We start from the raw sequence: 22,748 nt of genomic DNA, 5'->3' as shown, positions 1-22,748 counted from the left end.
AACAGCCCGATCAGCAAGATCAACACGATCAACACGACCACCACGGTCAATGCGATCAAGACCTGGGAATCCATCATGAGAGAAGCCGTCATCGTTTCGACCGCCCGCACACCGATCGGCCGGGCCTATCGCGGGGCGTTCAACGACACCACCGCACCCACGCTGGGCGGCCATGCGATATCGCATGCGGTGGCGCGCGCGGGCATCGACCCCCGCGAGGTGGAAGACGTGATCCTGGGCGCTGCCTTGCAGCAAGGCACCACTCACATGAACGTGGCGCGGCAGGCGGCGCTGCGGGCCGGCCTGCCCGTGCACGTGGCCGCAATGACGCTGGATCGCCAGTGTGCCTCGGGCCTGATGGCCATTGCCACGGCCGCGCGCCAGGTCACGCAGGAAGGCATGGACATCGTGGTGGCGGGTGGCCTGGAGTCAATTTCCCTGGTGCAGAACGACCGCATGAACCGCAGCCGTTGGTTCGACGATGCCTTGATGCGCGAGCAGCCGGAAATATTCATGAGCATGCTGGAAACGGCCGAGATCGTAGCCAGCCGCTACGGCATTCCGCGCGCCGCGCAAGACGCCTACGCGCTGCGCTCACAACAGCGCACCGCCGCCGCCCAGGCCGCCGGCCGCTTCGATGAAGAGATCGTGCCGCTCGCCGCCATCAAGCAGGTGACGGACCGCGCCACCGGCGAGACCTCCGCGCAAGCCGTCACCCTGACCCGCGACGAGGGCAACCGGCCCGATACCTCGCTGGACAGCCTGGCCGCGCTGCAACCTGTATTCAAGAACGGCCAGCGCTTGGAAGTTGGGCAACACATCACCGCCGGCAATTCCTCGCAACTGTCGGACGGGGCCTCGGCCTGCGTGGTGATGGAAGCCGCGCAGGCGCGCCGTCGTGGGCTGACACCGCTGGGCATCTATCGGGGCATGGCTGTGGCAGGCTGCGGCCCGGAAGAGATGGGCGTCGGGCCGGTGCATGCCGTGCCGCGTTTGCTGGCGCGGCACGGCTTGAAGGTCGATGACATCGGCTTGTGGGAACTGAACGAAGCCTTCGCTTGCCAGGTGTTGTACTGCCGGGATCAGTTGGGCATTCCGGACGAGCGCCTGAACGTCAACGGCGGCGCCATCTCTATCGGCCACCCTTACGGCATGTCGGGCGCGCGGATGGCGGGGCATGCGTTGATAGAAGGCCGACGGCGCGGCGTGCGCTATGCCGTCGTCACGATGTGCGTGGGCGGAGGCATGGGCGCGGCCGGCCTGTTTGAAATCGCGGGCTGAATCGGCCCGCGCGGGTTTGAGGGGTGATGCACGGCGTGCGAGTCCTGTTCGCCGAAGATGGCCACCGGCACGTTGGCGCGTAACGCTTGGTGCGTGACGCCAGCCAGCCGCTACTTGGCCGTGTTCTCGTCGTCCACGGTCAGGCCGCCGTCTTTCATGATGCCTTGGGCAATCTCTTCGGCGGACTTGCCGGCAAAGCCGTGTTCGCCGGCCGTGATGCGAAAGCTGTCGCCTTCCAGCGGGCTCATCAAGGTGGCCGACGACAGCAGAATGCCGTTGGACCGCAGTTGAATGCGCTTGCCGACGCGCTCGCGGGTGAAGTCGGCCAGCGCCTTGCGGCTGTCGGGCTTGAGTTCAACATCGACCACGCGGGCGCCGGTGTTGTCGGCGCCGGCGGTGGCGCGTTCGGCGTGCAAGGTGACGCTGTCGGCGTGCGCGGCTAGCGGCATGGCCAGGGCGGCGGCGGCCGCCAGAATGACGTGTCTCAGTGAGGGCATCGCAAACTCCTGCTGTTGGACGACGCCATTATCCTAGCCGAAGTGGCGCCTGCCGTTCACTTCAAGGCTGCCCGGGCGGTCGCACGCCCAGTGCGCGCATCCATGGCGTGTCGGGCAGCCCCTGGATGGGCGGCATGCCCGGCTGCGGCAGGCCAGGGGGGTTGCGTAGCGCATCTTGCAGCACCTCGGCCCATTCGCGCGGGTCCAGGGGTTCGCCCATGCGCACGCGCAGGTCCAGCAGGTCCAGCGCGGCGCGGCGGTGGCCGGCTTCGGCCGCATCGCGGAACAGTCGCTCGGCCACGTTGTAGTTCTTCGGCACGCCGCGCCCCATGCCGGCCAGTTCACCCAGATAGGTCTGCGCGGGCGCGAAGTCCTGGTCGGCGGCGCGTTGATACCAGCGGGCGGCGGCCTTGTAGTCCTGTGTGACGTGTTCGCCGTTTTCGGCGATCAGGCCCAGCGTGGTCATTGCCACCACGTCGCCCGCTTGCGCGCGCGCCTGTAGCGAAGCCAGGCGTGGCTCGTCCAGGTACTGCGCGCCGCGTTCGATTTCATATTCCCAGGCGCTGATGCGCGCCTTGATCAAATCGCGGCCCAGCGTGGGCGACGGGCCTCTGCCAGACGCGCCAGCGTTGGCGGGGTTAGCACCGGGTACGGCAGGCGTCTGGCCGTCCGCCAGACTGGTGAAGGTGATGGTGCCGACCAGGCTGCTGGCGTAGTGCGGAATCTGCCGATAGGCGGTGGCCACCTGCACGTCGCCCGTCAATTGCTTGAAGAACGTTTCGACCGGTGCGGATGCCGGCAAGTCGGCCAGGCCTTGCGCGAAGTAGAACGCATAGGGACTGTGGCGTGGCCCTTCGTTGCCAAAGCCGTCTTCGGCCGTGGCGCCGGGCTGGGTCGAGAACGCGATCAGTTCACCACCGGCGGGCACGGTATGGACCAGCCCCGCCGACGGCGCGCCGCGCGTCAGGTTGGTGCGGCAGGCGTCCAGCACCAGCAGGCGGGCGCGTACCTGCGCGCGGCGCAGGGCTTGGGACACGCGCTTCAAGCTCAGCGAGCCTTGCTGCGCGGTGCGGATGCGCACCTCGCCCAGCGACACGGGCAGCTCGACACCGAACAGGTAGTTCACATCGTCCACCGCCACCGCGTGGCCCGCGAAGTACACCAGCGCCAGGTCGGCGCCCGTGGCGCGGGTGGCGAACTCGTCCACCGCCGCTTCCATCTGGGCGGTGGTCAAGTCGGTCAGCAAGGTGACGTCCAGGTTGCGCTTGCGCAGCGTGTCGGCGACCAGGCGCGCATCGTTGACCGGGTTCGCCAAGGCGTTGGCGGGCAGCGCGTAGCGGGCGTTGCCGATGACCAGGGCAAAGCGGCGCTTGGCCGGCACCGGGGTTGGTGCGGGGATTGGTGTGGGATTTGGCGCGGGGTTGGTCAAGCCGGTGCCGTGCAAAGCCAGCAGGCCGACGCCAAGGGAGGCTGCCAGCAGGCGCCGCCGCGCGGACTGGCGAGACAACGAGGGTATGACGTTCACGGGCGCGTTCATGGTTTGGGGCAGGCGCCGGCCGGCGCCACGGACACGGACCGTGCACCTAGCGCCTGCGCGGCGTCATGCAAGGAGGACTCGCGCGCGGCGCTCAATACGAAGCGGCCGTCGTCGTCGGGGCCCGCCACGACGGACACAGCGAATTGGGACAAGGTGTTGCGCAGTTGCTTGGCGGTGACGCCGTCGGGCAAATCCACCACCAGGCGCGGGCAAGCGCCGCCGCCCCGGGTCAGCGTGCCACCCGACAGTGGCACACCGTCGGACATGGTCCCCGGCACTGCGCCCGATCCTGCGCCTGGCACCTTGCCGTCTTGCGGCGCTTGCAGCACGACGACGACCGACAGCGCGATAGCCAGCGCCCAGCCCAAGGGCATGAGCGGGCTGGCGGGCGTGGGCCACAACCATTGCCACAGGCGGGCGCGGGTGGTTTTGATCTCTGGCTTCGGCGCGGACGCTATCCGTGCCTGCTCGGCCAGCGCACGCAAAAAGCCGGTGTCGCGCTCGGCCTGGCCGATGTCGTTGTGCGCCATCTGGCGGGCTTGCGCCAGCGTGCGCCAGTCGTCGACCTCGGCCTGTAGCGCGGGGTCGCGCGCCAGGTCGGCCTCGAACGCGCGGCGCGCGTCGTCGTCGAGCTCGCCCGACAAGTAGGACAGTACGCGGTCTTCAGACATGATCAGTCCATTCCTTTGCGCGTGCAGTCCGCCACAAGCTTGCGCGCCGCATGCAGGCGGCTCTTGACGGTGGGCACGTGCAGGTCTTGCTGCTTGGCGATCTGTTCCATTGGCACTTCGTCCAGATACAGGAACATCGTGGCGCGCAAGGTATCGCTTAGTTTGTTGAGGCAGTCGCGCATGCGCTGCACGACCGACAGGTGCTCGTAGGCATGCGCCGGGTCGGCAAACGGCGAGGGGTCGCCGACGTCTTCAGCGTCGTCAAAGACGTTGTCGTCCGCATCGCCGTCAGCGTTCGGTCCGCTCCAGCGCACTTCGTGCCGCGTGCGCCGATGCATCTGAATCAGCTCGTGCAATGAACCCCGGTACAGGTAGCCGCCCAGCTTGCTGACCGCCAATTCATGCGCCGCCCAACCGCCCGGCGGCTGGCCGTGCTGAAAGCCTTCGTCCTTGAACGTGCGGGTTTGCAGGAACTTCATCAGCGCGTTGTTGAATGCGTCCACCACGCCTTCCGGCGAGGTGTTGAAGAACTTCTTGCGCAGCTTCAGCGTGATGTGCTGTTCGGCCTTGTTGCGGAACTCCAGCGCGTAGCGCGGGTCGGCATGCATGATGCGCAACAGCGCGTCGACGTTGGTGATGACGTAGCGCTTGGGTTCGAGCGTGTTCATGGTTCAGCTTGTTGTTGGCGAACTGGACGCGCGTGACGTCAGCCCATCGGCGCGGGACGCCGCCGCCCTGCAAGGCGAGGGCAGCGGCACCTTAGCCGTGCAAGCCAGGAAAATCAAGCGCGGCGGCGCAGCACGGCGATGCCGCGAATGGTGAAGCCCGCCACAATCGCCAACGACAGATAGAAGCCGAAACCAAAGCTCAGGCTGCTCCACAGCGTCGAGGCCATGTCGCCCGCCATGTTGCGGCTGGCGCGCGAATTGCCCATGAAGCCGGCGAACTGGCGCGTGGCCTCCATCAGTTCGCGTACTTGCGAGACCACACCGGCCAGCGCAATGCCCCACAAGACCAGCGGCAGGAAGTAGCCCAGGCGGGCGGCGCGCTGCGGCATCAGCGACGGCAGCAAGGGGCCCACCACGGCCAGCAGCCACAGCAGCGCATAGATGCCCGCGCCCGACGCTTCGCCCGCCATCGCGCCCTGCGCGCTACCGCCGTTTTGCAGGCGCAAGAGGTCATAGAAGCTCAGGCTGGCGTTGGACCCCATCATGCGCACGGTGATCACCGAGAACACGGTCGTGGCCAGCAGGAACAGCAATGCGCCCACCGCGTCGCCACGGTTGACGCGGGCGGCGGCGGGGGCCGCCATGGCTACCAAACGGCCGCCAAGGGTCTTGGCCTGGGTCAGGGCGTCGCGCAGCGCTTTCTCTTGCATGGTCTTTCCTTGTGGGTGGCGGCAAATGTGTGCCTGTACCCATCGCTATGCGCGGCGCGCGGAAAGGTTCGATTTATTTTTCTTGAAGTTCGTTGAACATATTTTTCGAACCTTTCCGCGCCGGGTGCGTAGCAGAGGGCAAGGGCGCGGTTTTCGCGCCGCCATACCCCCTTTGCCACACCCCACGGAGAGTCCCCTCATGTCCAACCCCACCCCGCTGACCGCCCTGTACCAGAACGTGGTCCAGGAAGAACTGGGCCTGGTCGCCCGCATTGACGAAGACGGCGACGTGCTGTTTCGCCACCCGGACCTGGGCACCATGTTCTTCAGCCTGAGCGAGTCGGACCCGGAGTTCTTGCGCCTGGTGTATCCGAGCTTCGTGGACGCCGAGGAACTGGGCCTGAGCCGTGTGCAACTGCTGGAAGTCATCAACGGGGTCAACCACCGCTGCAAGGCGGTCAAGCTCAGCTTGCAGCAAGACCGCGACGGCAAGCCCGGGCGCGTGACGGCATCGCTCGAGAGCTTCGTGGCCGCCGCCGATACGCTGCCGGCCGAAGCCTTGCTGCGCGCCATCATGGCGCGTTGCGTGTCGGTCATCCGCCATAGCGCGGGCGAACTGGTCAAGGACGCGCTGGAAAGCAAGCAAGGCGGCGTCAGCGCAAGCTGATTAAAAAATGCGGGCGCTGCTGCGTTCGCGGAATTGAAACAAGCCTGGCCTCGCCTTGTAACTTTGAGATACATTGCGGGGCCGTTCCCGACACCACGATGATTTCGATGCACCCGTTCTTGTTCCGTTCGTTGACCCTGCGCCTGGCGGCCGCGCTGCTGTTGCTGGGAGGCTTGAGCGCTTGCGCGGTCAAGACCAATTCCCGTGGCGGCTACGTCTATAGCGTCGATACCGCGGCCTTGTTCGGCACCGAGATCGGCCAGTTCCCCTTGCAAGACGGGGGCTTGGGCACGTTGCGGCGCGAAGGCAAGAACTTCTCGGTCAAGCTCTCGGGCAACCAGCGCGTGGTGCCCTTGAACAATGTGGAATCGGCCCGGGTTGCGCGCACCGAGAACGTGGGCCCGCGCACGGTGGTGGTCATCGAGACGCAAACCCGCCGTTGTGACTACCGCTACACGGTGCTGGCCATTGAGGGTTCGGACGTGCTGTCCTGGGACCTGGGCAATTGCCGCGACCGCCCGGCCGTGTTGGTGCAGGACGACCGCAGCGCAATGACGCTGGATTTTCCCAAAGGCAGCGCGATTGAGCGCTTTGTCTACACGCAGGACGGCCGCATGCGCCGTGGCGACGTGAAGTCGGTGGCCGGTATGAATCCGCGCGCCAAACCCTTCGCCGACGAATCGCTGTACCCCTCGGGCTACATGGAGTCGATACGCCAGTACGGCGTGTATCCGCCACCGGCCGCGCCGACCGCCAAGGGCAAGCCGGGCAAATCGGGCAAGTCCGGTCGGCCCAATGAATCCCCCGCGCCGATGCCGGCAACCCCGGCCACCGCGCCATCCCAGAGCGCGGGTCGCGTCGTGCCCGCGCCGCCTGCCCCCGTGTCGGGCGGCAACGCGACGGCGGCCAGCGCCAGCGTGTCGTCGCCGCGCACCGGCGCCTCGCGCACGCCCGCCAAGCTGGACCTGCCCGACGAGGAAATCACCTCGACCCGAATCGACCTGAGAGATTGACGTGCGGCAAGCCCAGATTCGCCAGATTCTTATCCTGATCGCGCTGACGGTCGTCTACCTGAGCTTTGAACTTGGTTTCAACGCGCGCCTGCTTGACGTGGTGGGCAGCCGCGCCACGCCGCACGACATCGAAGAGCTGGAGTTCTTCGGCCGCAGCCTGTCAGGCATTGCCGCCGCGCTGGTGGTGTTGCAAGTGCTGTGGACGCGGCGCTTGCGTACCGGCAAGCCTTCGTTTCTGAAGATCGCCGTCGCCTGCGCCGTGACCGCGTTCGTGGTGTTCGGCGCCATCAAGACCTTGGTGAACGTGCTGGTGGATACGCGCGACGGCGACTTCCGCCGCATCGCCACCAATGCCGGGTTGCTGCAACGCTCGCTGGTGCAGGGCGATCTGCATCTGGACGGCCTGGTGGATGACGCGGTCTATGCGCGGCCCGAGGGCAAGGCGTTCCTGGCGGTGTTCCAGGTGCTGCTGTCCAACATCGATAACCTGGACGAGAAGGTCGAACCCAAGAAGCGCCAGGTCATCCGCGCCGACCTGCAACGCCAGATGAAGACGTTTACGTTCGATGGCCGCGACGTGCGCATGACGGCGCCGGGCATACGCGGCTATCACCAGGTCTACACCACGGTGATGCAGTCCGTGGCCGACCGCTGGAAGAAATACGCCGGTGTGCCGGTGGCGTCAGACATTGCCCTGGCGCGCGAGCAGGACCGCGCGTGGAGCGATTACCGCAAGAACCTGTCGCGACGCGGCTGGACCCCGGAAACGGTGCCCGCGCGCTACGAGGACCGCGTGGTGCGCGACGTGCGCAAGCGTGTGCCGGTGCCGGCCGGTTGGCAGCCCCATGACCGCGCCACCTTCAACGAGGCGGTGGCGCAGCAGTATTGGAAGACCCTGCGCAGCCGTACCGTACACGTCGAAGGCGATGCCATTCCGCCTGGCCTGTCGTATGAAGATTTTGTGGCCCGCCCCGGTGTGCAGAAGCTGCTGCGGCAGGCGCTCTTGGTGCCGGCCAACATGAACGTGGCGGCCAACTACACCGATGCCGCCAGCTTCAAGCGCTTGTACGACGGCATGCTGGACCACGCGGTGGACGAGGCCCTGCCGCGCTTTTCCGCGCAAACCGCGGACTTTCAGCGCGGTGGGCAGCATCAGCAGTTGGGCCAGGACGCGGCCCGCGCGGCCATCGTGCCGCCCGTGGCGTTGCTGTGCTCGCTGCTGGGCGCGGTGGGCCACTTCGCCAAGCTGCTGTATTTGATCGCCAAGCTGGTCGTCTGGCTGCGCACGCCGGCGGGCCAGGAACCGGGTCGCACCGCGACACGCGCGGCGGGCGCGGCCTTGGTGCTGACGCTGGTCTGCGTGTGGACGGCGTTTTCCTTCATGCAGAACGGCGTCACGCAAAGCGAACTGTTCCAGCAGATGTCGCGGGCGGAGTCCGGGCGCGACGATGAATCCGTCGGCCAGTCGCTGCGCCGCCGCGTGCTGGCCAATGTGGCGCACGTGGTGGTGGTGGGCCAGGCCTACACCTACCCCTTCAACGAAGCGGTGCGCACGCGCCTCTTGGGCGGCATCAAGTACGGATACCACGGCGATGCAAGCTAGGCGCTTGATGGTCGCGGCGCTGGCCGCGATATTGCCCTGGGCGGACGCCGGCGCGGCTTGCCTGGGCATGCAGGTGCACGCGCATCGCGGCGCGCCCACGCTGCCCGAGAACTCGCTGGCGTCCATCCGCGCGGCGTATGCGGGCGGCTGGGACGGCGTGGAAATCGACATGCAGCGCCTGAAGGACGGCCGCTGGGTCCTGCATCACGACCTGCTGACGGGCAGGACGGTAAGCGGCGTCGGCCGCCGCGCCGTGCTGCAACTGAGCAGCGCGGACTGGCGCGGCGCCAAGCTGACGGGGCAGGGCGGCGGGCAGCCGCCACCGTTTCTGGACGACGCTCTGCAAGTCGCGGCCGCGCAGCCGGCCAAGACGTTCAACGCCGAACTCAAGGTCGTCTATCGCGACTGCGCGCCGGTGGGCAAGCTGGTCGCCAACCTGAAGCAGGCGCTGCCGCATGGCAACTGGATGATCACGTCGGCGTTTCCCGAAGCGCTGCGCTGTGTGCGCGGCACGGACCCGCAGGGCTATCTGGGCTTGATCGTGTTCGACCCCCGCCATGCGGAATCCGTCAGCGCGAATCCGCTGGGCAAGTACGTGTCGCAGCGCGCCACGGCGCCCAAGCTGACCCGGCCCTGGCTGGCCAACCTGGCCGCCACGGTCGGCGCGCCTGTGGGCGTGCATGTGGACGCCATGACGCTTGCCGCCAACCCGCAATTGCTGCGCGACGCGGCGGCGCAATCGGTGCGCGTCTTCGTGTACGCGGTGGGCGGCGATGCGGCCTTGGCGCAGCAACTGCGCGCGACCCGGCAGCGCGAAGGCTATCTGCCGTCGGGCGTCATCATCGACGGCGACGCGCAGGCGTTCTGCAAGGCGATGGGCGGCTAAGCGGCGACGCTCCTTATCCGGGTTTCTCCCTATTTGCATACGTATGCAAGCCTTCGAAAGTGGCCTCACTTTGTTGAACCACTCACGATTGCAGGGCCAGAAAACCATGATTCGCTATCTGAAGCGCGGCCGTACCGCCGCCGTAAAAACCGACGATGACGCCAAGGTACGCGCCACCGTCGAAGCCATCATCCGCGACATCGAGACACGCGGCGATGACGCCGTGCGCGACTACAGCCGCAAGTTCGACAACTGGGACCCGGCGGACTTTCGCCTGTCGCGCGCGGAAATCGACGCGGCCCGCAAGCAATTGTCGGCGCGTGAGATCGAGGACATTGCGTTCGCCCAATCCCAGGTGCGCAACTTTGCCCAGATCCAGCGCGATTCCATGCGCGACGTGGAAGTGGAAACGTATCCCGGCGTGGTGCTGGGCCACAAGCACGTGCCGATGAACGCCGTGGGCTGCTACATCCCCGGCGGGAAATACCCGCTGTTGGCTTCGGCGCACATGAGCGTGCTGACCGCCAAGGTGGCGGGTGTGAAGCGCATTGTGTCCACCGCGCCGCCCTATCAAGGCAAGCCGCATCCGGCCATCGTGACCGCCATGGACATGGCCGGTGCCGACGAGATCCTGGTGCTGGGCGGCGTGCAGGCCGTGGTCGCCATGGCGGTGGGTACGCCCAGCGTGGCGCCCGTGGACATGCTGGTCGGGCCGGGCAATATGTTCGTGGCCGAAGCCAAGCGCCAACTGTACGGGCGCGTGGGTATCGACCTGTTCGCCGGCCCCACCGAAACGTTGGTGATCGCGGACGACAGCGTGGACGGCGAATTGTGCGCGGTGGACCTGCTGGGCCAAGCCGAGCACGGCCCCACCTCACCCGCCGTGCTGCTGACCAACAGTGAACAACTGGCGCAGGACACCCTGGCCGAAGTCGAACGCCAACTGGCCATCCTGCCCACCGCCGGCATCGCGTCCAAGGCCTGGGCGGATTGCGGCGAAGTCATCGTCTGCGACACGATCGAGGAAATGCTGCAAGTGGCCGATGAGCTGGCTTTCGAGCACGTACAGGTCATGACCCGCGACCCCGACTACTTCCTGCACAACATGACCAACTACGGCGCGTTGTTCCTGGGGCCGCGCACCAACGTCAGCTTCGGCGACAAGGTGATCGGCACCAACCACACGCTGCCGACCAACCGCAACGCGCGCTACACGGGCGGCTTGTGGGTGGGCAAGTTCTTGAAGACCTGCACCTACCAGCGCGTGCTGACCGACGCGGCCAGCGCGACGATGGGCGAGTACTGCTCGCGCCTGTGCCATATGGAGAACTTCGCGGGCCACGGCGAACAGGCCAATATCCGCGTTCGCCGCTATGGCGACCGGCCCGACCTGCCCTGGTATCAGCCCGTTGAGGCGCAGGCATGATTGCGCTGCCCAAAGGACCCGACTTCCGTCTGGACGGACGCCGTGCCCTGGTGACGGGCGGCAGCGGCGGCATCGGCCTGGCCGCCGCCGCCGCGCTGGGGCGCGCGGGTGCGCACGTGACGGTGGCGGCGCGCCGCGAACCTGAATTGCTGCAAGTCTGTGAGGCCTTGCGCGCCGAAGGCATCGACTGCGCCGCGCTGGTGCTGGACGTGACGGACTCTGCTGCTGTGGATGCCGCGGTCGCGCAAGCCGACCCCTTCGACATCCTGGTGAACAACGCCGGCATGAATCGCCCCAAGCCCTTGGTGGAGCAGTCCGACGAGGACATCGACGCGGTACTGGACCTGAACGTCAAGGCGGCGTTCTACACCAGCCGCGCGGTGGCGCGCCGTCTGCTAAAGGAAGGTCTGCCGGGGTCGATCATCAACGTGTCGTCGCAGATGGGGCATGTGGGCAGCCCCCGGCGCACCTTGTACTGCGCCAGCAAGCACGCGCTGGAAGGCATGACGCGCGCGCTGGCCTGGGAAGTGGGTGGCGCGGGCATCCGCGTGAATACCGTGTGCCCGACCTTCATCGAAACCCCCATGACCGCCGGCATGCTGGAGCAGCCCGGCTTTCGCGATTGGGTCTGCGCGCGCAATGCGCTGGGCCGCGTCGGACGGCTGGAAGAAGTGATGGGCGCCATCGTGTTCCTGGCCAGCGACGCGTCCAGCCTGATGACGGGCAGCGCGCTGATGCTGGATGCGGGATGGACAGCCGCATGAAGGCCGCGCCGCGCGCACAAGACGTGGCGGACCTGGCGGACGTGTCCCAGTCCGCCGTCAGCCGCACGTTCACGCCGGGTGCCAGCGTGTCGGAAGCGACACGTCGCAAGGTGCTGGCGGCGGCGCAGAAGCTGGGCTACCGGCCCAACGCGTTGGCCCGCAGCCTGATCACGCGGCGCAGCCGCATCGTGGCGCTGGTGATGAGCTATCTGGAAAACCAGTTCTATCCGCTGGTCATCGAGAAGCTGTCGCAGAAGCTACAGAAAGAGGGCTATCACGTGCTGATGTTCATCGCGGAAGTCGATGAAGCGGCCGACGGCGTGCTGGCGGAAATTCTGCAATACCAGGTGGACGGCATCGTCATGGCATCCGCCATGCTGTCCTCGAACGTGGCGCGCAGTTGCGCCGAGGTCGGCGTGCCGGTGGTGCAATTCAACCGCGTGTCCATCCTGGGCGGGCTGGCGCGGCACGCCAGCAGTTCGGTCACGTCCGACAACTACGCGGGCGGCCAGATGGCGGCGCGCTTGTTGGTGGAACGCGGCTACCGGCGCTTTGCCTATCTGGCGGGCCTGGAAGATTCATCGACCAGCATCGAACGCGAACGCGGCTTTGTGGACGGCCTGCATGAACTGGGCCACGCGCTGCATCGCCGCGAGGTGGGCCATTACGACTTTGATCGCGCGCAAGAAGCGGTGCGCAGGCTGTTTGCCGACCCTGGACCCACCGCGCCCGACGCGCTTCTTGCCGGCAACGACCACATGGCGATCGCGGCCTTGGACGTGCTGCGCCAGGAACTGGGCCTGTCCGTGCCGCAAGATGTGGCCGTGGTGGGCTTTGACGATGTGCCGCAGGCGGCATGGGGCGCGTACCGCTTGACGACGATACGCCAGCAGGTCGAACCCATGGTGGACGCCACGGTGGCCCTGCTGCGCGAACAGATGCACGCCGAACTGCAACCGCGCGACATCGTCGTGCCATGCAGCCTGATTGAACGCGCCACCGTGCGGGCAGGACCCTGATTTCTTTTTTGACCGGCAACAACACAAAGCGCACACAGAACGCGCTCAACACACTCAGCAGGAGACACACCCATGCGCAGCATTTTCATCCGTACCCTGAGCGCCGTCGCGGCGTTCGGCCTGACCGCCACCCTGGCTCACGCCCAAGGCGACGCCGCCGCCTGGCCCACCAAGAACATCCGATACATCGTGCCGTTCTCGCCCGGCGGCGTGTCTGACGGCGTGGCGCGCCTGATGGCCGAGCAGTTGAGCGCCCGGCTGGGGCAATCGGTGATCGTTGAGAACAAGCCGGGCGTATCCGGCATCGTGGGCACGCAGTTGGCGGCGCGCGCCGAACCCGATGGCTACACGATCGAAGGCGGCACCATCACCACGCACGCGGTCAACCCGTTCTTCATCAAAAAGCTGGGCTACGACCCGGTCAAGAACTTCACGCCGATTGCGCTGGTGGGCATGGTCAGCAATGCGCTGGTGGTGCGTGCCGACAGCCCCTTCAACACGGTGCAGCAGGTGATCGATGCGGCGCGCGCCAAGCCGGACACGCTGACCTACGGCACGGCGGGCGCGGGCACCTCGCAACATCTGTCGGGCCAATTGTTCCAGTCCATCTCGGGCACGCAGTTGCGCCAGATCGTCTACAAGGGCGGCTCGCAATCCATGGTGGATTTGATTGGCGGGCAGATCGACATGGTCTTCGAAACCGTTGCCGCCGCGCGTCCGATGATCGACTCCAAGCGCGTCAAGGTGTTGGGCGTGACGTCCGCCGCGCCGCTGGCCGATCTGCCGGGCGTGAAGCCTTTGGCCGAGCTGGGCTTGCCCGGGTTTGAAATGCAGTCCTGGCAAGGCATCTTCGCGCCCGCCGGCACGCCCGCGCCCGTGGTGGACCGACTGGCGCGCGAATTGGCGGCCATCGTGAAGACGCCCGAGGTGCGTGCCAAGCTGCTGACGCTGGGCGTGGCGCCGGATGGGCGCGGCTCGGCGGCGTTCTCGCAATTTCAGCGCAGCGAAATCGATAAATGGGGCAAGGTCATCAAGGACGCCAGTATCCAGGCAGACTGATCGCCTTTCCCAGCCATCGCAGGAGACTTCCATGACCCATTCCCACCATCCCCTGGACGGCCGCCTGCCGGACATGCTGCGCAGCGGCAAGCCCTTGCGCGGCTTGTTCAACGGGCTGCCCAGCCCGGCCATCGTGGAGATGTGCGCGTATGCCGGTTTCGATTTCATCATTCTGGATAACGAGCACGGCAGCGCCGATTTCGGCACCACCGAACACATGCTGCGCGCCGCCCGCGCGGCGGGCATCGTGCCGGTGGTGCGCTGCTTTGAACACGACCTGCCGCGCGTGCTGGACATGGGGGCCAGCGCGGTGCAGGTGCCCATGGTGGAAAGCGCCGAGCAGGCGCGGCGGCTGTCGGCCATGGTGCATTACCCGCCCCTGGGCCGCCGTGGCAGCGCCTTCAGCACGCGCGCGGCGGGCTATGGCGCGTTCGGTGGGGCGGGGCACACGCAACACAGCAATGACGGCATCGGCTTTATCGCCATGATCGAAACCCCCGAAGCCATTGCCGTGGCGGCGGAGATCGCGGCGGTGGAGGGCGTGGATGCCGTCTTCATCGGCCCGAACGACCTGGCCCACGCCATGGGCCACGGCAGCGACTGGACGGCGGCGCCCGTGCAGCAGGCCATCGAGCAGGGCTTGAAGGCCATCGCATCCGCCGGGAAATGCCCCGGCATCATTGCGCTGACACCGGCCGACGAAGAGAAGTACGGCGCCTTGGGCGCCCGCTATTTCGCCAACGTGTCCACCAGCATCATTACGCGGGCGCTGGCGCAGGCGGCCTCGGCCGGACGGGACGCGCAATTGCGTTATTGAAGGCCGCGCGGGGCGGGTGGATCGCACGGCGGGAAACGTGGGGCAGAAATTGCAGGGCGGAAATTGCGCATAAACTTGGCGGCTTCATAATCCGCCGACCCTGCAAGGAAGCCTACATGCCCGCACGCGCGATTTCGTTCCTGTCCTGCATGTTATTGATTGGAGCCGCCCACGCCGGGTCGGCCCCTGCCGAATTGTCGTGCCTGTCGGACAGCGGCAAGGTGGGCTTGAAGGGCGTCATCCCGTCGCCGTCCTCCGAAGACTTGGACCTGACGCTGAGCTACTTCGACGCGCAGCTCAGCTTCAACGACAGCACCAGCGATGGCAGCTTCGTGGTCTCGGATTTTCCGCAATCGGTGTTCCTGCTGCGCGTGCCATCCCCCAGCACCGCGCTGACGCTGTACGCGCTGCCCGCCAGCATGGCGGTGGAAAAGACGAGCGACAGCGGCGACCGCTCGGGCACCTTCCAGGCCAAATTGACCGCGCCCCGCCCACGCTCGGCCACGGGCGCGCAGACGGCAACGCCGTTGACCGCCACGCTGAATTGCGAGTACCGGTATTCGCTGTAAGGGCTCAATCCGAAGGGAGGCAAGGCAGGTGCAGCGCCACGACTTCGGTGTCGCCTTGCACCAGGCTGGGGTAGCGGCTTCGAACCAGCGGGTCGTGTCCCGGCACGATGTGGTCTGGCGACTCGGCGTGGCGTAGCAAGGTCTCGTACCCAGCCAGCATGTCGGCCACGTTCAGCACGATGGGAAACGGCGCATCCAGGCCCATGTTGTCGTAGTAGTGGCTGGCATCCGAGGCCAGCACGATCCAGCCGCGCGCCGTATGCACCCGCACCGCTTGCAGCCCCTGTGTGTGGCCGCCGATGTGCAGCAGTTGCAGGCCCGGCGCGATTTCATCGTGGCCGTGATAGAACGCGACCCGCTTGTCGTACACGCCCCGCACCACATCAAGCACGTCTTCCACCGCATAGGCGTGGCGCAGCATGTCGAAGCGCATGTTGCAGCCGCAGGCGTAGTGCAGCTCGCTTTCCTGCAAGTGCAGGCGGGCATGCGGTAATTTGCGGAGGTTGCCGGCGTGGTCGTAGTGCAGGTGCGTGACGATGACGTCCTGGATGTCGTCGGGCGCCAGCCCCAATGTTTTCAAGGCATCGATCGGGCAGCGCAGGAAGTCGCGGCCGCGTGCGTCGGCGGCGGCGTGGTTGAAGCCGGTGTCGACCAGCCAGACGCGCTGGTCGCGGCGGATGACCCAGACGAAATAATCCATCGGCATCGGACCATCGTGCGGATCGGGCGGCGTGATGAAGTTCTGCGCGCGGCGGCGGGCAACGGTGGCATAGCGCAGGGCATAGACTTCGTATTCCGGCAACGTCATGCGATTCCCCGGGTGGTTCGGATGTGGTCGAGTTCGGGCTTCAGGTAGTGCATCAGGCGCTGCGGGCTTTCCACCATGGGGAAGTGGCCCAGGTCCGGCATGGCGGTAAAGCGCGCCCCGGGTATCCGCGCGGCAACGCGGCGCGAATCTTCCGGGCTGGCCGAGTAGTCGTAGGCACCCGTCAGCAGCGACACCCCGAACGCGCGCGTGTCCAGACCGTCCAGGTGCTGGGACGCGTCGAAGTCTTCGCTGTAGAACCAGAGGTCGTTGGCGTAGACGTTGTAGCCGCCTTGCGCATAGATCCAGGCCGCCTCGCGGCGCGCCTGCAAGGTGGCGGCGGGGCCCATCAGCCCGCGCACATAGGCCGGGTTGTGCGCTGCCTGATTCACCTGGGGATGGCACAGCATGGGTGTGCGGCGCCCAACGGCCTTGTCCGGCGCTTCCAGTGCCACCACGCCCGCCACGTCCGCCGGGCTGCGGGCGGCGATCACTAAAGCCATCGCCGCGCCCATCGAGCAGCCAAGCAGCACGACGGGCGCGCCCGCCAGTTGGCGGATCACGGCCAGGCAGGTGTGCAGGTAGGCGTCGCGGGTCAAGCCGGCATCGGTCCAGGCGCGGCCGGGCAGGGGCATGCTGCGGCCGTGGCCGGGCATGTCGAAGGCGATCATTCGCCATTGGGCGCGCAGCTCGGCGTCGGCCATCAGTGCGTGGTATTGGCGGGAATCGGCGCCGGCGGTGTGCAGCATCAAGAGCGGCGGGCCGTCCGTCAGGCCGCTGGTTTCGACGTAGAGGGAAGTGCGGGTGTCGCCCAGATCCAGCGTGGCGTAGTGGCCGGTGATGCAAGAGCGGTCGAGCAAGTCGGAGGGCGCGGCGTCGTCCTGCTGCCCGCGCAGGATTTCAAATAACCGTTCCAGGGGATGTAGCGCCTGCGCAATGGCCAGCGCATCGCCTTTGACGCGCAAGCCCGGCACCAAGCGGTGCGCGGCGGTGAAGGAGTGGTAGCCGGGGGGAGGGGTGGGGGTCATCAGCTTGTGCCAGGTGTCCGGCAAGGCGCTGATGACGATGCACTGCGAGGGGGCGGCGGGCTGGCCGGCCCAGGCGCAAATCCGGTCTTCCGGATCAGCGCCTACTTGCAGCCAGATGGCGCAGGGCAGGCCCCTGGCTGCGCTGATGAATTCGCTATCCTGCTGCGCCAGGGCCGCTACGGCCCTCAGTTCCTGGACGGTCGCCTTCACGGGTTGATGCCTCCTCTTGTTGGCGCCGGAGCACGTCGAGCGCGGTGCGTTCCGCGTTCACGATATGGCTCTGTGCGGCCGCTTGGGCGCCTTGTGGGTCCCGAGCACGGATGCGCTCGTAGATGTCGTCGATTTCGGCCATGCTTTCCGGCAGCCGGTCGGGGCGCGCGAACGAGGTGGCGCGCAGCAGGTTGATGCGTGACAGCAGCCCCGGCAGCATGTCCTTGATCAGGTCGTTGTCACAGCCCGACAGCAGCACGTCGTAGAAATCGCGCTTGGCGGCCAGCAGCGCCGACTTGTTGCTGCCCTTGGCCTGGCGGTGCAGCGCATCGACGGCCTTGCGCAGCCGCTCGACGTCGGCATCGCTGGCCAGGCGCGCGAATTCATGCGCGGCAAAGCCTTCCAGCAGCGCGCGCAGGGCATACAGGTCGTGCGCCGCTTTTTCAGTGATACGCACCACCGTGGGGCCACGATGGGGCTCGATGGAAATCAGCCGTTCGGCCTCCAGGGTGCGCAGGGCTTCGCGCAGCGTGCTGCGGCTGATGCTCAGTTGCTCACAGAGCTCCACTTCGCGCAGGCGTTCACCGCCCTTGATATGGCCATCCATGATGGCGCCGCGCAGATATTCCTCGACGCGGGTGCGCAGGGTAGTGGGCTTCTCGAAAATCGCACCGGTGGGGGTGGGCATGGCTGTCTCTCGCTTAGCGTGGCGGCGGGGGCAAGGCGTCATCCAGGCTTTTGGCCAGGGCGCCGCGCACCGCCGATTCAACGTAAAGACGCAATATATCCCGCCGGCGGGTCATAGCCTTAACCTCATAGCCTTAACCTCATAGCCTTAACCTCATCGCTTGAGCCCCATCGCCTTGGCCCCATCGCTACAGCCCCAGGTACGCTTCGCGCACGCGGCTGTCTTCCATCAGCGCGTGGCTGGGGCCGGACAGCACCATGGCGCCGGATTGCAGCACGTAGGCGTGTTCAGCCACCGACAGCGCCAGCCGCGTGTTCTGCTCCACCAGCAAAATGGTCAGCCCGCTGCGGTGGATGTCGATCATGGCCTGGTGCATTTCCTCGACCACTTTTGGCGCCAGACCGTGGCTGGGTTCGTCCAGCAGCAGCAACCGGGGCTTGAGCATCAGTGCGCGGCCGAACGCCACCATCTGCTGCTCGCCGCCGGACAAGGTTCCGGCGGCCTGCCGACGGCGCTCCAACAGCCGGGGAAACAAGGCATAGACCTCGTCGCAGCCGCGCTTGAGCGCCGCGCCGTCCCGGCGGCGGGTGTAGCCGCCCAGGTAGAGGTTTTCTTCCACGGTCATCTCGGGGAAAACATGGCGGCCTTCCGGCACATGGGCGATGCCCAGTTCGGGTATGCGGTGCGGCGGCAGGCGCAGGATGTCCTGCCCGTCGAAGACGATGCTGCCGCTGACCTTGTCCAGCAAGCCCGATACGCAGCGCAGCAGCGTGCTCTTGCCCGCGGTGTTGGCGCCCACGACCGCGATGAAGCCGCCTTGCGGCACCTCCAGCGACACGTCGTGCAAGACCGGGCTGCGGTCGTAGGAGGCGGTCAGCCCCCGAATCTGCAACAGGCTCATGCGCCGGCCTCCATGTGTTCCATCGACTTGCCCAGGTACACCTCGATGACCGTGGGGTTCGCCGCAATCTCGGCCGGGCTGCCCTCGGCGATCTTCTGGCCGAACGACAGCACCAGGATGCGGTTGCATAGCCGCATGATGGCGCGCATGTGATGTTCCACCACGATGAAGGTGATGCCGGATTCGTCGCGCAGCGTGCGGATCAGGTCCAGCATGGTGTCCATCTCGGCTTCGTTCAGCGCCGCCATCACCTCGTCCAGCAGAAAGACCCGGGGGTCGGTGCACAGCGCGCGCGCCAGTTCCACCCGCGCCTGTTCGGGAAACGACAGTTCGCCGGCGGGCTTGGCCGCAATGGCGGACAGACCCACGCGGTCCAGGCTGTCGCGCGCCACCTGGCGGGCACGCGGCACGTCGTGGCGCAGCAAGCCGCCCACCAGCACGTTGTCCAGCACCGTCATCTCGGGAAACAGCGCGACGTTCTGGAAGGTCTTCGTCATGCCCAATGCGGCGATCTGGTGGGGGCGCAGGCCGTTGACGTCGCGGCCTTCCAGTTCGATGCGCCCGCCCTGGCTGGCGTACAAACCCATCAGCAGGTTGAACAGCGTGGTCTTGCCCGCGCCGTTGGGGCCGATCAGGCCCAGGATGTCGCCGCGCGCCACGCTGAACGACACGTCGTCCACCGCCTTCAGGCCGCCGAAGCGGCGCTGGATGTTCGAGACTTTCAGGATGTCAGGCATGCTGGCCCCGCTTCAGGTTGCGCAGCCGCGCCCACAACGCCGACAGGCCGCGCGGCTCGATCAGGATGATGGCAATCAGGATCAGGCCGAACGCCAACTGCGACACGCCGGCCGTGTGGCCCGACAGCCAATCGTTGAACACCTCTTCCAACGGAATGATGACCAGCGCGCCGATCAGCGGCCCCGCCACCGTGCCCACGCCGCCGATGATGCAGATGAGCGCCACGCGCACCGACACGCCCACCAGCGAGAACACCGTGTCCGGGTCGAAGAAGTAGATGAACTGCGCGTACAGCGTGCCGCAGGCGCCCATCAGCGCGGCGGACACCACGGCGGCCAGGATGCGGGTTTGCGCGGTGTTCACGCCGATGACCTCCGCCGCTTGCGGGTTGGCCTTCACGGCGCGCAAGCGGTAGCCCAGCCGCGAACGGCTGATCAGCGCAAAGACCAGGGACGTGATGATGGCGGCCCCCAGCATCAGGTAGTAGTACGGAATGCTGGATTTGAACTGCATCTGCGCCCAGCCTTCGGCAAACGGAATGGACAAGCCCACCGGCCCGCCCGTGACCGAGGCCCAGGTGTTGGCGATGGCGCGCAGCACTTCGCCAAAGGCCAAGGTGGCCAGCGCGAAGTAATGCCCGCGCAGCCGCATGGTGGGCAGGCTGAGCAGCGCGCCCGCCACCGCCGCCACGGCCATCGCGGCCACGATGCCCAGCCAGGGTGAAATGCCGTAGCGCATCAGCAGCAGCGTGGACGTATACGCACCCAGACCGAAGAAGGCCGCATGGCCCAACGAGATCTGATTGGCCAACCCGCCCACGATATTCCAGGACTGGCCCATGGCCGCGAACAGCAGCACCAGCGTCACGACGCGCATGGCGTAGCCCTGGTCTTCCATCAACCAGGGCGCCGCCAGCGCCACCGCCAGCAGCAGTGCCCAGGGCAAGATTTGTCGATTCATGCGCATCATGCCGCCCTTTTCAAAAGACCTTCCGGGCGCACGGCCAGGACCAGAATGAAGATGGCGAACAGCACCAGGTTTTGCAGTTGCATGGGCAGCACCAGCGACGACAGCGACTGGATCACGCCCACCGCCACGCCACCCACCACCGCGCCCATCACACTGCCCAGGCCGCCCAGCACCACCGCCGTGAACATCAGCACGCTGAATTGCGCGCCCACGGTGGTGGACGCCGTGAGATACGGCAGGATGATGCCGCCGCCCAGGGCCGTCAGCCCCACGCCCAGGCCGAAGGCCAACTGATGCACGCGGTGGGTAGAGATGCCCGACAGCCGGGCGGCCATCGGGTCTTGCGCGGTGGCTCGCACGGCCATGCCCCACCAGGTTTTCTTCAGCACCCACCACAGCGTCAGCCCGGCCACGGACGCCACCACGAAAGCCAGCAGATACGGCGCGCTGAACAGAATGGGGCCCACGGCCAGCGCGGTCATCTGGTAGGGCGTCTGCACCGAGCGGAACTCCGATCCGAACAGGATCAGCGCCAGGTTTTCCATGACGATCAGCAAGCCCACCGTCAGGAAAATCTGCGCCACGGCAGGCGCCTTCATCACCCGGTTGATCAGGAACTTTTGCGTCAGCACGCCCAGCACGAAGGCCACGGCGAATGACAGCAGCGACCCCACCAACGGGTCCAGCCCCAGCAGCTTCCAGGCGAAGTACGCCACGAACATGCCCACCATCAGGAACTCTGCCTGGGCGAAGTTGACGATGGACACCACCCCGAAGACGAGCGTCAGCCCGATCGAGATCACCGCGTATACGCCGCCCAGCAGAATGCCGTCCACCAGCGCCTGCAAGAATTGCATGACCGTCCCCCCTCTGTCTTGCGCCCTGGATTCAGCCGGCGCTGATGACGCGGCCCTTGGCCAGCGCCTGTGGCCAGACCGACACCAGCTCGTTGTTCTGCCACTGCACCATGACGGGCTGGGCCAGCGTGTTCAGGCCCTTGGCGTCGAAATGCACGCCGCCGCCCGACATCACGCCCGCCCAACCCTGGTCGTACTTCTTGGCGCGCAGGGCTTGGGTGACGGCCTCGGGCTTGTCGGACGCCGCCACCTCCAGCGCTTGGGCCAGCACCCCCGCGCACACGGCGTGTTCCAGCGCTTCGTGCGGCATGAAGGTGCCGAAACGCTTGCGATAGCGTTCGGTGTATTCGGGCGCCTGGTCGTAGTTGGCCGGGGCAATCGACAGCACCGCCTGGGCGTACTGGCCCAGTGCCTTGGCGAAGTCAGGAATCACGTAGCCCGCCGCGCCGCCCACCACGGGTACGGTCAGCCGTTGCTGGCGCATCACGCGGATGATCAGCAGGCTGTCGTTCAGATAGGAAATGGGGAACACGATCTGCGCATCGGAGCCGCGTAGCTTGCTGATCAGCGGCGTCACGTCGGTGATGCCCAGCGGGTAGGCTTCGTCCAGCACGATCTGGGCGCCGGCCGCCTTGGCCGCGTTGCGCACGCCCACCGCCTGCGAGGTGCCGTAGGCCGTGTCTTCGTACAGCAGCGCAATCTTCTTGATGTCGGACGCGCCCGCCACGACCGATGCGGCGTAATCGTATTGAGCCTTGCCCAGCACCGAGCCCTTGGACACCACCTGGAAGATGTGCTTGAAGCCGCGCTCGGTGAGCATGTCCGAGAACGACATGGTCAGCAACGGGATACCACGGCGTTCGGTTACTTCGGAGACGGCCAGCGTCAGCGATGAGGCGTACGCGCCGATGATGGCCACGCAACGGTTCTGCGTGATCAGGCGCTGCGCCACGGTGGCGGCGGTGGTGGGCTGCGAGGTGGCGTCCGCGATGATCAGCTTGAGCTTGGCGCCGCCCATCGACTTGATGCCGCCGGCCGCGTTGATCTCGTCGGCGGCCAGTTCCAACCCCTGGCGGGAATTGATGCCGAACTGCGCGTTGGCGCCGGACAGCGGCAGGATGACGCCGACATTGATCTCGGCCGGTGCCGCCCGTGCCATGCCCGGCAGCGAGGCCGCCAGCGCGGCCGCGCCCAGTCCCGCGACAAATTCCCGGCGCCCTTGGCGCACGGCCTGTGTGGGGTTGCTTTTCATGCTTGTCTCCTGGCTTTTATGGGGATGGGGCGCACGGCAGCCAGCCCGGCGCTTTGCCGCATTATTGTGCTCAATATTTACGCAGTCAAGCATATTGTCGGACAATCCGACTA

At 66.6% G+C, this 22,748-nt stretch carries 24 protein-coding genes; 11 read left to right on the top strand and 13 right to left on the bottom strand.

Annotation, left to right across the window (positions count from 1 at the left end; translation table 11 throughout):
* Window positions 1-75: 75 nt before the first annotated feature.
* The gene (locus tag M2361_RS17390) at window positions 76-1,281 is read left to right on the top strand and encodes an acetyl-CoA C-acyltransferase (protein WP_259250880.1); all 1,206 of its coding nucleotides are present in this window, start codon (window positions 76-78) and stop codon (window positions 1,279-1,281) included.
* A 110-nt stretch (window positions 1,282-1,391) separates the two neighbouring features.
* On the opposite strand, the gene M2361_RS17385 is transcribed toward M2361_RS17390, so the two are convergent.
* From M2361_RS17385 to M2361_RS17365, 5 genes are all read right to left on the bottom strand, one after another.
* Window positions 1,392-1,778 (bottom strand): SecDF P1 head subdomain-containing protein, encoded by a 387-nt coding sequence (locus M2361_RS17385; RefSeq protein ID WP_259250879.1) that lies wholly within the window; start codon window positions 1,776-1,778, stop codon window positions 1,392-1,394.
* Between the two features lie 61 nt (window positions 1,779-1,839).
* Complete coding sequence (locus M2361_RS17380) at window positions 1,840-3,303, bottom strand: caspase family protein (RefSeq protein ID WP_259250878.1); 1,464 nt, start codon at window positions 3,301-3,303, stop codon at window positions 1,840-1,842.
* Window positions 3,304-3,311: 8 nt separating this feature from the next.
* Window positions 3,312-3,986, bottom strand: a complete 675-nt coding sequence (locus M2361_RS17375; protein WP_259250877.1) for a hypothetical protein — start codon at window positions 3,984-3,986, stop codon at window positions 3,312-3,314.
* 2 nt (window positions 3,987-3,988) lie between these two features.
* Window positions 3,989-4,654: an RNA polymerase sigma factor gene (locus M2361_RS17370; RefSeq protein ID WP_259250876.1), complete on the bottom strand. Its 666-nt coding sequence runs from the start codon at window positions 4,652-4,654 to the stop codon at window positions 3,989-3,991.
* A 113-nt stretch (window positions 4,655-4,767) separates the two neighbouring features.
* Window positions 4,768-5,364, bottom strand: coding sequence for a hypothetical protein (locus M2361_RS17365; RefSeq protein ID WP_259250875.1), 597 nt, complete (start codon window positions 5,362-5,364; stop codon window positions 4,768-4,770).
* A gap of 199 nt (window positions 5,365-5,563) precedes the next feature.
* Between M2361_RS17365 and M2361_RS17360 the strand changes: the two genes are divergently transcribed.
* The 10 genes from M2361_RS17360 (at window position 5,564) to M2361_RS17315 (ending at window position 15,187) form a co-directional block, all read left to right on the top strand.
* The gene (locus M2361_RS17360) at window positions 5,564-6,031 is read left to right on the top strand and encodes a hypothetical protein (RefSeq protein ID WP_259250874.1); all 468 of its coding nucleotides are present in this window, start codon (window positions 5,564-5,566) and stop codon (window positions 6,029-6,031) included.
* 107 nt (window positions 6,032-6,138) lie between these two features.
* A complete protein-coding gene (locus M2361_RS17355; protein ID WP_259250872.1) occupies window positions 6,139-7,044 on the top strand; it encodes a hypothetical protein in 906 nt (301 codons plus the stop codon).
* 1 nt (window position 7,045) lies between these two features.
* The gene (locus tag M2361_RS17350) at window positions 7,046-8,647 is read left to right on the top strand and encodes a hypothetical protein (RefSeq protein ID WP_259250871.1); all 1,602 of its coding nucleotides are present in this window, start codon (window positions 7,046-7,048) and stop codon (window positions 8,645-8,647) included.
* Window positions 8,637-9,533: a glycerophosphodiester phosphodiesterase gene (locus tag M2361_RS17345; RefSeq protein WP_259250869.1), complete on the top strand. Its 897-nt coding sequence runs from the start codon at window positions 8,637-8,639 to the stop codon at window positions 9,531-9,533. Before M2361_RS17350 ends, M2361_RS17345 begins: the two co-directional genes overlap by 11 nt.
* Before the next feature lie 106 nt (window positions 9,534-9,639).
* The gene (gene hisD, locus M2361_RS17340; RefSeq protein ID WP_259250868.1) at window positions 9,640-10,959 is read left to right on the top strand and encodes a histidinol dehydrogenase; all 1,320 of its coding nucleotides are present in this window, start codon (window positions 9,640-9,642) and stop codon (window positions 10,957-10,959) included.
* Window positions 10,956-11,723: an SDR family NAD(P)-dependent oxidoreductase gene (locus M2361_RS17335; RefSeq protein ID WP_259250866.1), complete on the top strand. Its 768-nt coding sequence runs from the start codon at window positions 10,956-10,958 to the stop codon at window positions 11,721-11,723. Before hisD ends, M2361_RS17335 begins: the two co-directional genes overlap by 4 nt.
* Window positions 11,720-12,742, top strand: coding sequence for a LacI family DNA-binding transcriptional regulator (locus M2361_RS17330; protein ID WP_404976411.1), 1,023 nt, complete (start codon window positions 11,720-11,722; stop codon window positions 12,740-12,742). The genes M2361_RS17335 and M2361_RS17330 overlap by 4 nt, the downstream gene beginning before the upstream one ends.
* A gap of 72 nt (window positions 12,743-12,814) precedes the next feature.
* The gene (locus tag M2361_RS17325) at window positions 12,815-13,801 is read left to right on the top strand and encodes a tripartite tricarboxylate transporter substrate binding protein (RefSeq protein WP_259250864.1); all 987 of its coding nucleotides are present in this window, start codon (window positions 12,815-12,817) and stop codon (window positions 13,799-13,801) included.
* Between the two features lie 31 nt (window positions 13,802-13,832).
* Complete coding sequence (locus M2361_RS17320; RefSeq protein WP_259250863.1) at window positions 13,833-14,618, top strand: HpcH/HpaI aldolase/citrate lyase family protein; 786 nt, start codon at window positions 13,833-13,835, stop codon at window positions 14,616-14,618.
* 116 nt (window positions 14,619-14,734) lie between these two features.
* Complete coding sequence (locus M2361_RS17315; RefSeq protein WP_259250862.1) at window positions 14,735-15,187, top strand: hypothetical protein; 453 nt, start codon at window positions 14,735-14,737, stop codon at window positions 15,185-15,187.
* Between the two features lie 4 nt (window positions 15,188-15,191).
* Here M2361_RS17315 and M2361_RS17310 read toward each other — a convergent pair whose 3' ends face one another.
* From M2361_RS17310 to M2361_RS17275, 8 genes are all read right to left on the bottom strand, one after another.
* Complete coding sequence (locus M2361_RS17310; RefSeq protein ID WP_259250861.1) at window positions 15,192-15,995, bottom strand: N-acyl homoserine lactonase family protein; 804 nt, start codon at window positions 15,993-15,995, stop codon at window positions 15,192-15,194.
* A complete protein-coding gene (locus tag M2361_RS17305) occupies window positions 15,992-17,230 on the bottom strand; it encodes an alpha/beta fold hydrolase (protein WP_259250860.1) in 1,239 nt (412 codons plus the stop codon). The genes M2361_RS17310 and M2361_RS17305 overlap by 4 nt, the downstream gene beginning before the upstream one ends.
* Entirely contained in the window at window positions 17,175-17,918 is a 744-nt protein-coding gene (locus M2361_RS17300) for a GntR family transcriptional regulator (protein ID WP_259250859.1), read from the bottom strand. Before M2361_RS17300 ends, M2361_RS17305 begins: the two co-directional genes overlap by 56 nt.
* Before the next feature lie 187 nt (window positions 17,919-18,105).
* Window positions 18,106-18,819, bottom strand: a complete 714-nt coding sequence (locus M2361_RS17295) for an ABC transporter ATP-binding protein (protein WP_259250857.1) — start codon at window positions 18,817-18,819, stop codon at window positions 18,106-18,108.
* Window positions 18,816-19,556: an ABC transporter ATP-binding protein gene (locus M2361_RS17290; protein WP_259250856.1), complete on the bottom strand. Its 741-nt coding sequence runs from the start codon at window positions 19,554-19,556 to the stop codon at window positions 18,816-18,818. Before M2361_RS17290 ends, M2361_RS17295 begins: the two co-directional genes overlap by 4 nt.
* Window positions 19,549-20,517 carry a branched-chain amino acid ABC transporter permease gene (locus M2361_RS17285; protein ID WP_259250854.1) on the bottom strand — a complete coding sequence of 323 codons (969 nt, stop codon included), beginning with the start codon at window positions 20,515-20,517 and terminating at the stop codon, window positions 19,549-19,551. The genes M2361_RS17290 and M2361_RS17285 overlap by 8 nt, the downstream gene beginning before the upstream one ends.
* Window positions 20,518-20,522: 5 nt before the next feature.
* Window positions 20,523-21,383, bottom strand: a complete 861-nt coding sequence (locus M2361_RS17280; protein ID WP_259250853.1) for a branched-chain amino acid ABC transporter permease — start codon at window positions 21,381-21,383, stop codon at window positions 20,523-20,525.
* A gap of 31 nt (window positions 21,384-21,414) precedes the next feature.
* Window positions 21,415-22,635, bottom strand: a complete 1,221-nt coding sequence (locus M2361_RS17275; RefSeq protein WP_259250851.1) for an ABC transporter substrate-binding protein — start codon at window positions 22,633-22,635, stop codon at window positions 21,415-21,417.
* Window positions 22,636-22,748: the final 113 nt, after the last annotated feature.

The organism is Achromobacter sp. JUb104, from assembly GCF_024806975.1.
GTDB lineage: Bacteria > Pseudomonadota > Gammaproteobacteria > Burkholderiales > Burkholderiaceae_B > Achromobacter > Achromobacter spanius.
This window is presented reverse-complemented; position numbering and strand designations above follow the sequence as displayed.